The following is a 14,343-nucleotide window of genomic DNA, read 5'->3' as shown; positions in this document are numbered from 1 at the left end:
TTTAGCATTTAGGAAAAGATGCATCACAACAATATTCCCTTAAATTTTGTAAATCATCCAAGTTATCTACTTCAAATATTGAGTTTGTAGGGATATCTCTTTTATAGACTGTTATATTTGATATATAATCCTTAACTAAATCATCCCAATATAAATCAGCAAACTCTCCTTCATAGAATTTTTCTTCCAAAATATTTTGTAAAAACTCACCTGTTCTCTTATCCCAGTAAGAAACCCCTGACATAATTGAACCTTCGCCACTGGAAACAATAATTTCTTTAACTCTATTTTTAGAATCTGTTTTTAGTAACCACTCATTTTTAAAACCAATTTTATATGCTGAGAAATAAGTTGAACAAGTTATTTTTGCATCCAAAAAGTTATCAAATAAATAATTATCAGCATCAATCACATAAGCGTCACTTAAGAACTCTCTAACTAAATACATAGTATAGAAATTATTATATACATTATATTTATCATTATAAATTAATTTTACACCATACTTCTCAGCTAAGAAACTGAATTTATCGGCTAAATACCCAGTTACAACAATAATCTCATCTATTCCAATTTCCTTTAGAAACAGAATTTGTCTTTCAATCAGAGTTATATTATTGATTTCAATTAAAGATTTGGGTGTTGTTAAAGTTAATGGACGTAGCCTCGTCCCCATTCCAGCAGCTAAAATAATTGCACGCATATTATTCCTACTTATAGTTTAATTCTTAATTACAAATAATGTACCAATAATAATAAGCATTCCACAAATAACTAATTTAATATCTAAATTCCCACCAAAAATAAATAATGAAAAAATAGCTGTCCAAATAGAGTACGTAACATTCATCCCTGTTGCTTTAACTGGACCGACCTTATCTATTGCAGAATAATAACAAAGATAAGACATTGTGCCAATCATAGCCACAGCTAATATTAAAAAGATTATTTGGGTTTCAAAGATTATTGATAAGCTATACGAAATATTTCCTTCAAAAGACATAAGTCCCAAATAGGCTAGACAACAAGTCCATTGGCGAATCAATAATGCCTGTTTAGGTTGTAATTTCTCTTTTATGCCATAAGCAATAATAATACTTTCGGCCGCCCAACTGCCTGCACAAAGAAATGCGGCAATCCCCCCAAAAAATAAATTATTTGAAATATCCAATTGACCGGATCCTAATGCAATAACAGCTAGGATTACCAAGCTTAACCCAACCCCTCCCCGCTTTGTTAAATAATCTTTAAAAAAGATAGCACCTAAAAGAGCAGCAAGAGCCGGATAAATTGCAGAAATTGTAGCTGTTAAGCCTGCTCCTATTGAATTTACCGCATATAGATAAGCTTGCATCCCGATTGGTCCCGCAAACAAAGCAGAGAAAGCTACAAAATAAGTACTCTTATTTCTTAATATAGCGATAAATAATTTCTCTTTTTGGCGTAAAACAATATCTCCCGTCAAAAAAATTGCCGAAAAGAAATCATGAAAAAAAGCTAATAGTAATGCTGATGATATCAGTCTAGGATCATCTAGAATGAAAGGGTTAAGAGTTAAAACTAAAGCATTTAAACTAGTATCTAACCCCCATAGCATTCCCGATAGTAAACCTTGCAATACGCCACTAAGAGTCTCCGTCATAATCATTTTTCTTCATCTAATAATTGTATTACCAATGCACTATACTCTCTTGCATAGCTGTATTGGCGATGAGCATATTCACCAAACTCAATACCTAGTATCCGCTTATACTCACACCAATTACTCCATAGTAAACCGCAAGCAGCAACATAAGCATAAATTTTCAAACGAACTTCTTTAGAGCATTTATTTTCAAAATAAATGTCTATCAGATGATCAATATTCTTTCTATCATACCCAGAATAAATTGCAAACATAGCAATATCGACATGAGGATCTTGCATACCTGCATATTCCCAATCAATTAAACAAACCTCTCCTTTTCCATCTTTTGAATAAAGCAGAAAATTATCAGGAATAGCATCTATATGCGAAAGAACTTTTTTCTCAGTATATTTTTCAATAAATGAAGAGAAATTAAAAATACAATTTTTTATCTTTTGATAATCTTGATAAATAGATTGTTTTTCTTTTAATAAGCCTTGATAAAATTCAATTTGACCAAAAATATCAAACTCATGATCAACATGTAAGTTTAATTGATGAAAGCATTTTAATTTCATCATACAATTTTGTACATCTTGTTCACAATAAGGATTACAACTCCTAGCTTCCTCTAAAAATCTAGTAATTTTATAACCATTTTTGGGGTTAATATAAAGCACATCATCACAAACACCAGTATTCATCAGTACTGAATAAACAGAGGTTTCCTGATGCCGATTAATAAGCATATCTGTTCCTTCACCTGGGATTCGCATAATATATTGATTACCATTGCAAGAAAAAAGGAAAGAACGATTTGTCATTCCTTTTTTTAGTGCTTTAATTCCTATAATACTACTTGGATTAACCTGAAAAACTTTACAAATCACATCTATTGCATCTGATTGTAAATGTTCTGATTTACTATCTAACGCTCTCAAATCTTCAAAAGTATTGATTTGATGAATCATTTGTTTGGAAATAAAGTACGGTGAAAGCCATAGTTTATTTTCATCATATAAAGCCTCCTCCCAAAAGGCGAGATTATTTACATCATCTATTGCAACAGCACGCATAGAATTTCTTAATTTCTCAGCATCTTCTTGAGCAATATAAGCAATACCAGTCATCATTTTCCAATATTCTTTCTCGCAATGTATTTGCTCATCATACATTATATAGAAGGAATGTTGATAATCTGCTATAAAAGGATTTTTCAAGCACCAAATATCACAAGGCAGAATAAATGTATCAGAAATGTTTTCAGCAACCAAAGATAACGAATAAAGGTTGTTGCTATCGCTATATTGAGGGCTCTCTACTAAATCAATATCATATTTACTTTCTAGATACTGAAACATTTCTTTCATATAGCCAACAACAACTTTTATATCTTTAATACCAGCTTCATGTAACTGACAAATTAATCTTTCAATTAAAACTTCGCCATTCACTGATAATAATGCTTTCGGTTGTGCCGTATTAATTGGTACCATTCTCATACCAAAGCCAGCGGCTAAAATAATAGCATTTCGTTTTGAGTGTTTCATATATAATTACTGTTTTATTCTGTTTTTAATTACTCTTTCAAAAAAAGTATCTTTTTTTTGAAAATTTTCCTCAGAAAATTTGTATGATAATTTATGGATTGATGTGAGTCTTAATATATTATTTAATCGTTCTTCTGAATATTTTTCAAAGAGTTCTAACTGTAATAAGTGTGGTATGGAATTTGAATATTTAGGTACATTACTCCACAATTGATTAAAATACTCTTTTGAAATATTCATAAAATGATGTAATAAGAAATAATCAATTAAAAAAGTATTTTTTTTCCAATATTCATATAGCATTTGTTGCGTTGCTAATAAAATGGGATGATTTCTTTTTGATACAATAAACCAACTAGAAATGGGAAGGCTATGACCATCAGAACTAGGCTTTAGTTCTTGATATAAAAATAAGTCTGCCCTCAAAATTTCATTAGGTATATTAGACTCAGATACAAAAACGGTTGAATCAATCCAAATCCCCCCATATTTGATTAACAATTCTAGTCTTAATAAATCGGATAAGTGTGTAAGCGTAATTTGTTTATTTGAGATTTTCTCTTCAATAAAATCAGGAAATTGAACATAATCTTTTCGATTATGTTCAGTTATTACAACAATATCATACTCCTTAAAATTACGGTAAATACTATTAACGCATACTTTTACAATATCAGGAGCATTATCTATCCCCTGAAACCAACAAATCCATATTTTATTAGAACTATCACCTAAAGTAGAACTTGAAGAAATATTCCTAAGCGCAGCACTATATCTTCTTTTTAACTTTTGCTGGATTTTCAAACTCACAGCTTCACGCAACAACTCTAAAGCTTGCCTTGACGTACCTAATCTCAATAATTCAGTAATTGCAAATAGTAACACTCTTGCCCTTAAATATTGTTTCATAATATCAAAAGCCTTATATTTTCTTAATATATTTAATAATATTTTCATTCTCACCATCCAAATTAATATCTATAATCTAATTTGTTTTATTCTAGTTCTTAATAATAAAGAGAGCATTACATATACCAATATTGATAATATCCCATATACTAATATAGAAATTATTGTATCCGCAATAATGTAAATAGACTTCATCCATTGAATAATCAAAACAGTACCTATCATCGAAAACAAATTCTTTCCTAATTCAAGAAGAATAAAATGAAACCTAATCCCTAAACCAAATCTCTTTTTAAATCTTAAGAGAATTGTACTCAATGAGAAAAAACCAGTCAAGGATGAAACTAGCACAATACCATATATGCCCCAAAATTTTACAAGAAATAAAGTAAGAATAATATTTAAGCTACTAGCTGTAATACTATTTCTGAATGTATCCTTTGTATTACCATGAGCATAGAAATATTTATAAATTAGATCAATAAGGATATAAAATTGCTGAGAAAAAATAAATACACATGCACAAAAATATAAAATATTGACATTATCCTGTGTAAACTTCCCTCCTAGAAATAACAATGATACAAATTCTAATCCTACATTTATAAAACCGGCAATAATTAACATTAAAATAGCATGAAATAATATACAATAATCCCAAAAATAACTGAGAATACAGATGTCTTCTAACTTGGCTAGAATTTTGGGATATACATATGTAGTCAAATTTCCAATAATTACAGCATTGACTAGAGTGATAATTTGTGATGAGTAACTTAATATCGTTACTTGTCCTTCAGGTAAATTTGTGGCAACAGTCGTCCCTATAACAAGTTGAAACTGATAAACGCTTGAAGCTAGCAATACAGGAAAGAATGTTTTCATCATGTTCATAAGTTCTTTATTTTTTATATCAAAACACAATGTATATCTAAACCCGATTGTAACTGCACATATGATATCTAAAATCAAGTTCATTAGTGCAGCTATAAGTAAAAGAGAGAAATAGGCGCGAATATTATTTATTTCACCAAATAACAAAGTGATAAGTACAAATAAATTAACTAAAAGAACGATAAACTTAGGGGTGTTATACCTATTTTCACATTGATAATAAGCAGCCGTCACTGCTAAAAAAGCAGTAATACCCTGAATAATAAATGATATAATTAAAAGAGTTGAGGCAATAGAAACAAAATTATCACCGCGCTCTGTGAAAAAGGAGATGAAAGGAATACGAAAATTTAGAATAATTAATGCGATTAGAATAACGCTACCATAGGTAATAGTAATAAACGTATTGACTACTCGTAAAGATACTTTCTTTACATATGCAGGAATAATAATAGTGGTAATTCCAGCTGTAACTAGAGAAAAAACAAACGAAGCTATTCCCAATGAAAAATTGTAGGCATCCATATAATCTGTCGCCCCAAAAGTCACAGCTGTAAACTTAGACTTATAAAGAGCGACAATTTGCGAACAGCTAGTTAACAAAATCATTGTTATTAACTGAAAAACTTTTTTCCTATTTGTAGATTCTTTCATTATTCTCGCAACCATCTCCCAATAGGAGTTCATCTAATTTAATAAAATGTTTATTAGCATTATTGCTAATTTCTTCAATATTATTAAACAAAAAATAATCCATTTTCTCTGGTTTCTTGTTAACTAATTCTTCCATTGAGATACAATAAGAGGATAAATTAAAATCATCAAGAAACTGGCTAAATTTTTTGTTGTATGCGATAGGAAATACAGGTACCCTTGCTCCCCCAGCCAATATCATCGCATGAAATCTTGAAGCAATTACTAACATGGAGTTTTGAATCGCATTGACTAACTCTTTCCAATTATCACCAGTATAATTCAAAATAGAAAAGTTTATATCGTTAGTAATTTTATGTCTTAATCTTTTTATAGCCTCCTCATCGCCCTCCATTTTACAAAACGAAGATAAAATTACATCGTAATCTAACTGGCTATAATAATTAATGCAATTAAGGATAAACTGTTCATATTGAGTGACTTTATCTTCAGAGACACCAGGCTTTCTTGAATAATCTATTACGGAAATAAAAACTTGTTTTTTCACTTCTTTATTAAATGAAATAATATTATTAAGCCCCAGTACTATATCTGGTGCAAATCTAATATTTGATAGTTCTGAGAATTTTTCTTGAGACCATTTATCACGAAAACATACGTCCTTCGCTAAAGATAAATAGTCCTGAACAAGTAATCGATACTTCTCTGTCGTATAAGGTCCAAAATTAGCTCCCAAAATATAAGTTGGATTTAAACAAGGCATTTGTGCTAATCGTTCATACGCCCCAAAATCATTCTCCCCCTCCTGAAAAATAGAGCCGCCAATTACAACATTTAATTGGCATTTTTTCTCAATTGTTGTATAAAAATCTTGACCATATTTGATTAGAATACGGTCTAAGGCACGTCTTATTTTGTGATATGAGTGAATAATTATATTATCTTGATCTCGAAATACACTAGTATATTCACTATTAAGAATCACATGGAATTTATGTTGAGGATAACGCTTTGCTAGCATATATAAAAATAAATCATCACCTAAATTAATATGAAAAAAACCACGAACAAAAATATCCATTATTATTCCTCTAGCAGCATTAGATATGGTATGGTAGCATCAATACCATTTATTACATAATATTGGTACCAATAAATACCAAGATAAATAATCAAATAACTAATCATTAAAAAACGCTTTGTTTGGCTACGACTAGTGTAACAAAGAGAAGGGTAGATTAACACCGAAAAGCACCCAAAAAAGCTTGCAACTCTTCCTAAGTACATATTGATGCTTCTAAGTTGTAAACATACTAACATCAAAACAAATAGCGCTAGGAAAAATCTAGCATTATATTCGTAAGAATTCCATTTTTTCCAATTATAGCAAATAAGTAAAAAAATTGGGGCATGATATGCTAGTTGATTAGGAAGAAAATAAAATTTACCTTCTAAATAATTCAAATAGGAATCGTAACCTATTAGACTTAATAACTTTGCAATTAAATTTATTGAAAATAGTCCACAAACTGCCAATAAAATTACGATAAAGACCTTATAAAGCTCTGAATAGATAATCGTCTTGTGGTGTAATGATTTCAATCTTATCCAGTAATAAAGCGCCACAATTACCAATAATATAAAAGCCGTTTTATGAAATAGTACCGCTATTAAGAAACTAATAATGAAATACTTCTTTTTATTTTCCAAAAAGTAAACAATAGCCAATAATATAAAAGAAATAGCTATAGATTGCCTAATCATATTCAAAGTAGAATTATACATCATTAGGTAAAAAACCAACATCCCCAACCAGGCTGGGTATTTATTGTATTTTTTAATAGCAATATAAATAGGAAAAATGATTAGCAATTGAAGAATGAATTTAGTCCATGTCACTCCAAAAGAATTTGCAATAAAATATACGAGTGTGGTGAATCCTATCTCAAACTCACTAACCAAAACAGGTCGCCATTCTCCAAACCATTCAAAATTCAAATACTCATCAAAAGAGGAAGTCTCAAGTGCCGCATTTATGATGGGATTTAAATAGACTTCAACATCAGTACCAATATTATTCGCCCTAAAAGCTGCAAGTACAGCAGGCAAAATTAGCGCTAGAATAACAATATAATTTCTTTGATTTACTTTAACTCTATCGGAAAAAAACAATAGCAGAGTAGATAAAAGAAATGTAATTATGTAAGGAAACATACCGTCCTCATACTATCTATTTTTTAGATTCAAATAAATCAACCTTATTTTTCCAATAACAGTTAATAATGACCATTTCTGATTTAATAAAATAGATAAACGTATTGATGATTTTGAATATCTAGTTTTAGTTAGGGCTGTTATTATATTTTCATCTATTTGCAATAAGGATGTTCTAATCCCACATTTAGACTCTTTAGAAAATATTTTCATCGTAATTAAATCAGCAGCTGTATTAAAAAGTTGCTTAATCATTCTTTCCGTTGCTTTTACCTTATAATAGAATTGCTTTTCTATCGGTAAAGCATTTGATATTAATTTTATCATAGCTTGGTACATTTTATTATTATTATCAATAATGATGTTAGGTTTATTAATTAAACGACTATTGGATGTTTCATTATCCAAATTATAAATATATGAACACTGAGGAATATAATACATTTTAGGTGATTGCAATAAAAGATGAATAAGAAAAACCAAATCTTCCCCTGTAATCATTGTATAATCAAATCTAATTTCTTTTTCTCTCAACAAACAACCTCTGATGAATTTACAATACGGCCCATTTAATGTACCATTCTCTACAAGCCTAGCAATAACTGTTTCCAGCTCAATTTCTTTCTTCGTCCCTCCAGAAAAAGCAAACCAATTTTGTTGTTTATTTGTCTTTAAATCTGTAAATAATAAATCATACTTTTGAGATAATAAGTATTTTGATAAATCTTTAATAGGAAGTAATATATCATCTGAGTCAACAAAAGTTATATATTCTCCTTTAGATAATTCAATACCGGTATTTCGAGCAATACTAACACCTTCATTCTGCTTTTTATAAAATTTAAAATTAGAATAATTTGAAACAAATTCACAGCACCAATTAGAAATGGATTCTGTAGAACCATCATCAATAATGATGCATTCTATATTTAACTCTTTATTAAAATTTATAAACTTAATAATTGAATGTAAGCAGACTCTTAATTTATCTATCGGAGTGTTATAGACTGGGACAATTATACTTAAATTAGTCATTTCTTTTACCTAGTATTCTTTTTATATATTTTATAACCATGATGAGCAACTCGATCCTTCTTATCTGGTAATTTCATATAATCCCCATAAATATGAGTTAAAATATCATCATATTTAGCTGGAACTTTATAGTTTCTTCCTTCCATCTCCACATCTATACTATCCTCAAACCATTTTCTTTGGAAGATATCTTTCTCTCCGCCAGATAGCCAAACAATACACCCTACATACTTTGAACTATCATATTCTTTGCATTTTTGTATTAACTCAAAAAGCTTTTTTTGAAAATAGTCTTTTCCTATTAATTTAGTAATAAGAAATAGTGGAAATTTTAATAATTTCCGATACCATTTTTTAGTAGTTTCTACTTTATATTTTAATCTTGTTGCTTGATAACATGCTGAAGAAAGTCTATCGCCTTTCAAACCAAGTGATAATGCGTCTTCTTTAGTATCTCCTAGACCATAAAATGGATAAATATCAATAAAAGCGCCCAAACCATAGCTTTGTTCATTCTCTACATCAATAATATATCTAGTATCGCTGATACGGGTAATCATATATGGATATTCTTTCACGGACTGAGGATTGAAAACTTTAATATTTGGAATTTCATTTTCCTGTAGAAACGCCAATAACTTTTCATAATCATTCTGTGGCATCATAATATCAATATCATCATCCCATGGAATTAGTCCCTTGTGTCTGATTGCACCAATTAATGTTCCATACATTAAATAATAGCGAAAACCTTCCGCTTCACAAATATTTACAATAATGTTCAAAATATTAAGAGAAACCAACTGATTTTCTCTTAGTGATAATTCACTGAGGTTATTAAATGTATTTAAGTTCACCATTATAATTTTCCTCTAAATAATAATTCATACTTATCTACAATAAATTCCCAAGAGAAGTGTTTTTTTACTCTTGCAAAAGCTTTAGATTGTAACTGACTAATTTCATCAATATCTAGCAACTCTGCGTTTTCAATAACCATTGATAAATTATCTTTCTTCCAATAAATTGCAGAATCTTCCGCAACTTCACGGTTAAAACCAACATCAAGTAACAAATTTAGTTTTGTTGAGGCTAGGGCTTCTAGTAAAGAAGGATTTGTTCCCCCTACCTCATGCCCATGAAAATAAGCAAAAGCATTTTCTCGAATATATTTTAGTAAATTTTGATCATAAACCGTTCCAACAAATTTAACTCTAGAGTCTTGATCAAACTTAGTTTCTGCTCTTAATTTTTCAAAAAAACTATTTTTCTCTACATTCGTAATTAAAACAAAGTCTTTCTTGCTATTCGACTTAATAAATTCTCTCAACATTGATGCATAATTATTCTCTGGAACAAAACGGCCAACAACTAAATAATAGCCGTTTTCAGAAATATTTTTCTCTTGAAACCATTTTCTTACTATTTCACTATCTGATGAAAATGTTGATTTACTTAGATCTGTTCCATAAGCAATATATGTAGTTTTAGGTCTAAATCTTTTATATTCGTCCTGAATATATAACTCAATATTTTTACTATCACATACTAATAGATCTGCATGCTTTACCATGAGAGATTCAGAAAATTTCCAATATTTTCGTACCGGTAGACTCCATTTTTCTCTCAACCACTCATGACCATCAGGATTAACAAGTAAACGTCCCCCAATAGATTGGATTTTTTTCTTGAAATAATGAATAAATGGTCCAATACGGCATGCAAGCACATAAAAATCTGGTGCCACATCATTATTCTCTATAGCTAATTTAATAGCTTTATTTAAAGCTACAACATCATAGTAAATAGCCTTTGCAGGACCTATGTTAGGCACATCAACATTAAAGCAAGTTGCACCATTATGTTCGAAAACATCCAAATTTATACCTGACTTTAACGAGTTTTCTCGCATACATGCTACATAATATTTGATATTTTTGCATTGTTGATATTCAGTTAATTTCTCAACAAATGTCTCAAATCCGCCATAGTTAGCAGGAATCCCTTTTGAACCAATAATATATACATTTTTCACAATATTTACTCTTTATCTTCTAGACGTCGGTTTTGCTTAAATAAATAATTCATAATTAATACTAACGCTGATAATAATCCGCCAGCGACAGCGCCACCAAGTAAGATAAATAAGCGTTTAGGCTTATCTTTTACCACAGGATAATCCGGACTCGCCTGATAACTAAACGCATTCGCTTTGGCTTCTTTTACTTTTACTAGTAACGGCTCTAATTCTTTTAATAACTCACTTACTTGATAATATCTTGGTGGGTAGATCACACCTTTTTGAGTTAATACATCAATTTGAGCTTGAAGATACTTTTCTCCCAACATAAATAAATATGTTCCATCACTTAATTTTGAATCCGATAATGGAATTTTGGTCTCAGACATTGCAATTGCTTGAAGAGCTGTATCATTTGTTGCACCAAAAGCTTTCGCATAATCTTTGATTCCTGCTTCTTTCGCTATGTTAAGTGCATTATGTAAATTTTCAAGTTGTACTGAACGTTGAATAGATAAGTCTCTTTCAAATTTTGTTTTCTCATACGTTAAGTCAGAAAGCACTTCATTTAAATTAATCAGAAAGTTTTCTAATTCTAATTGATAGGCTGATTGACTCGTAAAAGCGATAAATTTCTCTAACGTTAATTGCGCATCTTCAGGCGTTTCTGCTAAAAAACTGATTCGGCGACCGATTAAATCTGGCTCTTTTTTAGGATCAGGTTTTGTGATTGCAATATTTTCACGAGTAAGATTCGACAATATAGATCTTTGGGATTTTTCATCCTTTCCTTCTATAAGTTTTTTATATACATCAGATTGGACAAAAAACTCATTACGTTCATCTAATGACTCCGATAACAGGTTAAATTTAGCAAATAAACCATTTGCTAATGCTCCAGCATCAAATTCTTGCCCTAAAATACGAGCATATTCTTTACGCACATTAAAATAACTCCCTAAATCTGTTACTTTAGGCGCAATCACTTCAGCTTTAGAAGTCCATTGTTCTTTTGCGGTAAAGGCATAAATACCAGCAATTGCCGTACAGATGACCGTAGAAATAATAATCCAAATTTTCTTGTCCCAAAGAGTTTTTACAAGTTCAATTAAATCAATTTCATCATTGGCTGAATTCATTTTTGATTGAGAAGACATAACTAATCCTAGCTTGTTTGTTGTAAGGCTTAAAATTAATCTATTTTACTACAACACTTAAAATTTAGCTACATGCTTTGCAACCTTATTCATCAAGAATTCTATTGCTCACTTTCTTAGATTTAGCGATAATATATAGCTAATTTTTGTTTTATGAGATTAAACATGAGCGATATTCAAATCCCTTTAACCTTTACAGATGCAGCAGCAAATAAGGTTAAAAGCTTAATAGAAGGCGAAGATAACCCTAATCTTCGTTTGCGCGTTTATATTACCGGTGGGGGCTGCAGTGGCTTCCAGTATGGTTTTACCTTTGATGATCAAATCAATGAAGGCGATTTAACCATTGAAAATCAAAATGTTGGGCTTGTTGTTGATCCAATGAGTTTGCAGTATTTAATTGGTGGTACTGTAGATTATACAGAAGGATTAGATGGTTCGCGTTTTGTTGTACATAATCCTAATGCAAGTTCAACTTGTGGCTGTGGCTCTTCATTTAGTATTTAATTGTAAAAAAATGACCGCTTGTAAATCTATTGAAATTACAAGCGGTCATTTTCTTTTAGAATTTAACCTAATCAACAATATCAGGGGTTACAGCATCAACAACATCAACAGCTGTGCCAACGACACCGCCAACAACAGAGGTAACTAAACAGCCACTTAATGTTGCGCAAATTCCCAAAAGACCTATGACTTTTAAACATTTTCTCATTTTTGTTCCCTTTCACTATTCAAAGCGCACTTTACCTGATGCAACAGCTGAAATAGTTTCTTTGCCGGCTTCAAGCGGTATATTATCGGAGTAACTGCTTGCCATTTTTGCCATTCTCATTGGTGCAGCTTCAAAGCTATTATTGCCATTTGGTGTATTTAATTGCACATCAACCAACAAGTAGCGCTTTGCACTTAATCCCTTTTGAATCACTGCTGCTTTATGTTGGAATTGCTGAATGACCTCTAAAGTCATCTCATCTTCAAGTGCTTTCATTTTTTCCGGCGATACGCTAAAACTAATGTTTGCAACTGCAACATCTTCGCCTAAATCATTTAGCACTTTTGCAATTGCATCAAAATTTTTGCTTTTTAAATTGATATAACCTTCCGCTATCCAACCATCAACTTTTTGTTTTTCATTGTAATTCACATAGTTGGTAATGCCTTCTGCTTGAACTTCAATATCTTGGTGAGCCTTTGCTTGCTCAATAACTTTATTTAAATTCGCAGAAACATCTTTCTTTAATGCTTCTAGTGATTTGCCATTTTTTCGGCTGTAAACCGTTGCTTGCATTAAATCTTTTTCAACGGTACGGCTAACTTCCGTAGAGAACTGAAAGGTTGTCGCCTCATTGGTTGATTGCGCTTCAACAGGACTTTCCGCAGAAACGCTGAGAGTCGCGACTGCAAGCGGTAAAATTGCGAAGATTTTTTTCAATTTCATATGTTATTCCTTTTGAGTTTTAAATTATCTCGATAAAAGCCTAGCGTTAGGCATAATAACCCCTTAAAAGTTCAGAACTTTAATCTCTATTACAATTGCTTTACAAATCTCTTGTTCATCAATTTTCCAGCGAACATTACAGCCGGCTAAATTCATACCATAAATACGATCCGATTTTTTCTCTTGTTGGTAAGCCGGACGAGGATCTTGTGCAATCACATCAGAGATAAAGGCTAACGGGTCTTGAATACCAAATTTAGCAAAATTTTTCTGTTTTTTAACCGCTTGCTCAACCTCCGGTAAAAAACTTACCGTTAATTTTGCTTGTGGCTTTTCTTGCGCAAAACCCGAAAAGGCTTCCGGTTCACTATCGGCATAGGCGATGTAAGGTTTTATATCTAAAACCGGTGTGCCATTCACTAAGTCGACACTGCCGAGATAAAGCCGCACTTCGCCATCTTTACATTCTATTTTTTCTAATTTGACTTTCGATAAACCAATCGGGTTCGGGCGGTGGGTTGCTCGAGAAGCAAAAACACCAATGCGTTCATTTCCGCCCAATCTTGGTGGGCGAACTGTTGCGTGCCAGCTTCGTTCAGGGATTTGATGAAATTGGAAAATGATCCATAAATGGCTAAATTGCTCTAATCCTCTTACCGCATCAGGCGAATTATAAGGCGGCAATAAACGTAAAATGCCTTTACCTTCTGCCACTAAATTAGGCTGGCGAGGCACAGAAAATTTTTCATCATAGGGGCTTTCGATCACACCAATAGGGGATAAAGTGATTGGACTACACATAACTCATCAGCACAGCTTCGTTTTTCTGTTAAAATAAATCA

The 14,343-nt window shown here is 31.3% G+C and carries 15 protein-coding genes; 1 reads left to right on the top strand and 14 read right to left on the bottom strand.

Annotated elements, in window-relative coordinates; translation table 11 throughout:
* Window position 1 precedes the first annotated feature (1 nt).
* The 11 genes from AM305_RS04765 to AM305_RS04715 are packed head-to-tail and all read right to left on the bottom strand — an operon-like array spanning window position 2 to window position 12,060.
* Window positions 2–703, bottom strand: a complete 702-nt coding sequence (locus AM305_RS04765; RefSeq protein ID WP_005823558.1) for an NTP transferase domain-containing protein — start codon at window positions 701–703, stop codon at window positions 2–4.
* 18 nt (window positions 704–721) lie between these two features.
* A complete protein-coding gene (locus AM305_RS04760) occupies window positions 722–1,642 on the bottom strand; it encodes a DMT family transporter (protein WP_005823557.1) in 921 nt (306 codons plus the stop codon).
* Window positions 1,643–1,644: 2 nt separating this feature from the next.
* On the bottom strand, window positions 1,645–3,177 hold the full coding sequence (locus AM305_RS04755) for an NTP transferase domain-containing protein (protein WP_005823556.1): 1,533 nt from the start codon (window positions 3,175–3,177) through the stop codon (window positions 1,645–1,647).
* A gap of 6 nt (window positions 3,178–3,183) precedes the next feature.
* Window positions 3,184–4,134, bottom strand: coding sequence for a capsular polysaccharide synthesis protein (locus AM305_RS04750; protein ID WP_005823555.1), 951 nt, complete (start codon window positions 4,132–4,134; stop codon window positions 3,184–3,186).
* 21 nt (window positions 4,135–4,155) lie between these two features.
* Window positions 4,156–5,634, bottom strand: coding sequence for a murein biosynthesis integral membrane protein MurJ (gene murJ / locus AM305_RS04745; protein ID WP_005823554.1), 1,479 nt, complete (start codon window positions 5,632–5,634; stop codon window positions 4,156–4,158).
* A complete protein-coding gene (locus AM305_RS04740) occupies window positions 5,615–6,715 on the bottom strand; it encodes a polysaccharide pyruvyl transferase family protein (RefSeq protein ID WP_005823553.1) in 1,101 nt (366 codons plus the stop codon). The genes murJ and AM305_RS04740 overlap by 20 nt, the downstream gene beginning before the upstream one ends.
* A gap of 2 nt (window positions 6,716–6,717) precedes the next feature.
* Complete coding sequence (locus AM305_RS04735) at window positions 6,718–7,848, bottom strand: EpsG family protein (protein WP_005823552.1); 1,131 nt, start codon at window positions 7,846–7,848, stop codon at window positions 6,718–6,720.
* A gap of 12 nt (window positions 7,849–7,860) precedes the next feature.
* A complete protein-coding gene (locus AM305_RS04730; protein ID WP_005823551.1) occupies window positions 7,861–8,883 on the bottom strand; it encodes a glycosyltransferase family 2 protein in 1,023 nt (340 codons plus the stop codon).
* Window positions 8,884–8,888: 5 nt separating this feature from the next.
* On the bottom strand, window positions 8,889–9,743 hold the full coding sequence (locus AM305_RS04725; protein ID WP_005823549.1) for a LicD family protein: 855 nt from the start codon (window positions 9,741–9,743) through the stop codon (window positions 8,889–8,891).
* Entirely contained in the window at window positions 9,743–10,918 is a 1,176-nt protein-coding gene (cps2T, locus tag AM305_RS04720; RefSeq protein WP_005823548.1) for a beta 1-4 rhamnosyltransferase Cps2T, read from the bottom strand. Before cps2T ends, AM305_RS04725 begins: the two co-directional genes overlap by 1 nt.
* A 5-nt stretch (window positions 10,919–10,923) precedes the next feature.
* Window positions 10,924–12,060: an LPS O-antigen chain length determinant protein WzzB gene (locus tag AM305_RS04715; protein WP_005823547.1), complete on the bottom strand. Its 1,137-nt coding sequence runs from the start codon at window positions 12,058–12,060 to the stop codon at window positions 10,924–10,926.
* Window positions 12,061–12,225: 165 nt separating this feature from the next.
* On the opposite strand from AM305_RS04715, the gene erpA reads away from it, so the two are divergent.
* Window positions 12,226–12,567: an iron-sulfur cluster insertion protein ErpA gene (gene erpA / locus AM305_RS04710; protein ID WP_005823546.1), complete on the top strand. Its 342-nt coding sequence runs from the start codon at window positions 12,226–12,228 to the stop codon at window positions 12,565–12,567.
* A gap of 67 nt (window positions 12,568–12,634) precedes the next feature.
* On the opposite strand, the gene AM305_RS12550 is transcribed toward erpA, so the two are convergent.
* The 3 genes from AM305_RS12550 to tsaA form a co-directional block, all read right to left on the bottom strand.
* Window positions 12,635–12,775, bottom strand: a complete 141-nt coding sequence (locus AM305_RS12550; RefSeq protein ID WP_005823545.1) for a hypothetical protein — start codon at window positions 12,773–12,775, stop codon at window positions 12,635–12,637.
* A 15-nt stretch (window positions 12,776–12,790) separates the two neighbouring features.
* On the bottom strand, window positions 12,791–13,501 hold the full coding sequence (locus tag AM305_RS04705) for an SIMPL domain-containing protein (RefSeq protein ID WP_005823544.1): 711 nt from the start codon (window positions 13,499–13,501) through the stop codon (window positions 12,791–12,793).
* A 63-nt stretch (window positions 13,502–13,564) separates the two neighbouring features.
* Window positions 13,565–14,302, bottom strand: coding sequence for a tRNA (N6-threonylcarbamoyladenosine(37)-N6)-methyltransferase TrmO (gene tsaA, locus AM305_RS04700; protein ID WP_005823543.1), 738 nt, complete (start codon window positions 14,300–14,302; stop codon window positions 13,565–13,567).
* Window positions 14,303–14,343: the final 41 nt, after the last annotated feature.

Source organism: Actinobacillus minor NM305 (assembly GCF_000175195.1).
Taxonomy (GTDB): domain Bacteria; phylum Pseudomonadota; class Gammaproteobacteria; order Enterobacterales; family Pasteurellaceae; genus Haemophilus_A; species Haemophilus_A minor.
Note: the sequence above shows the minus strand (reverse complement) of the source record. Positions and strands in the feature narration are given on the sequence as shown.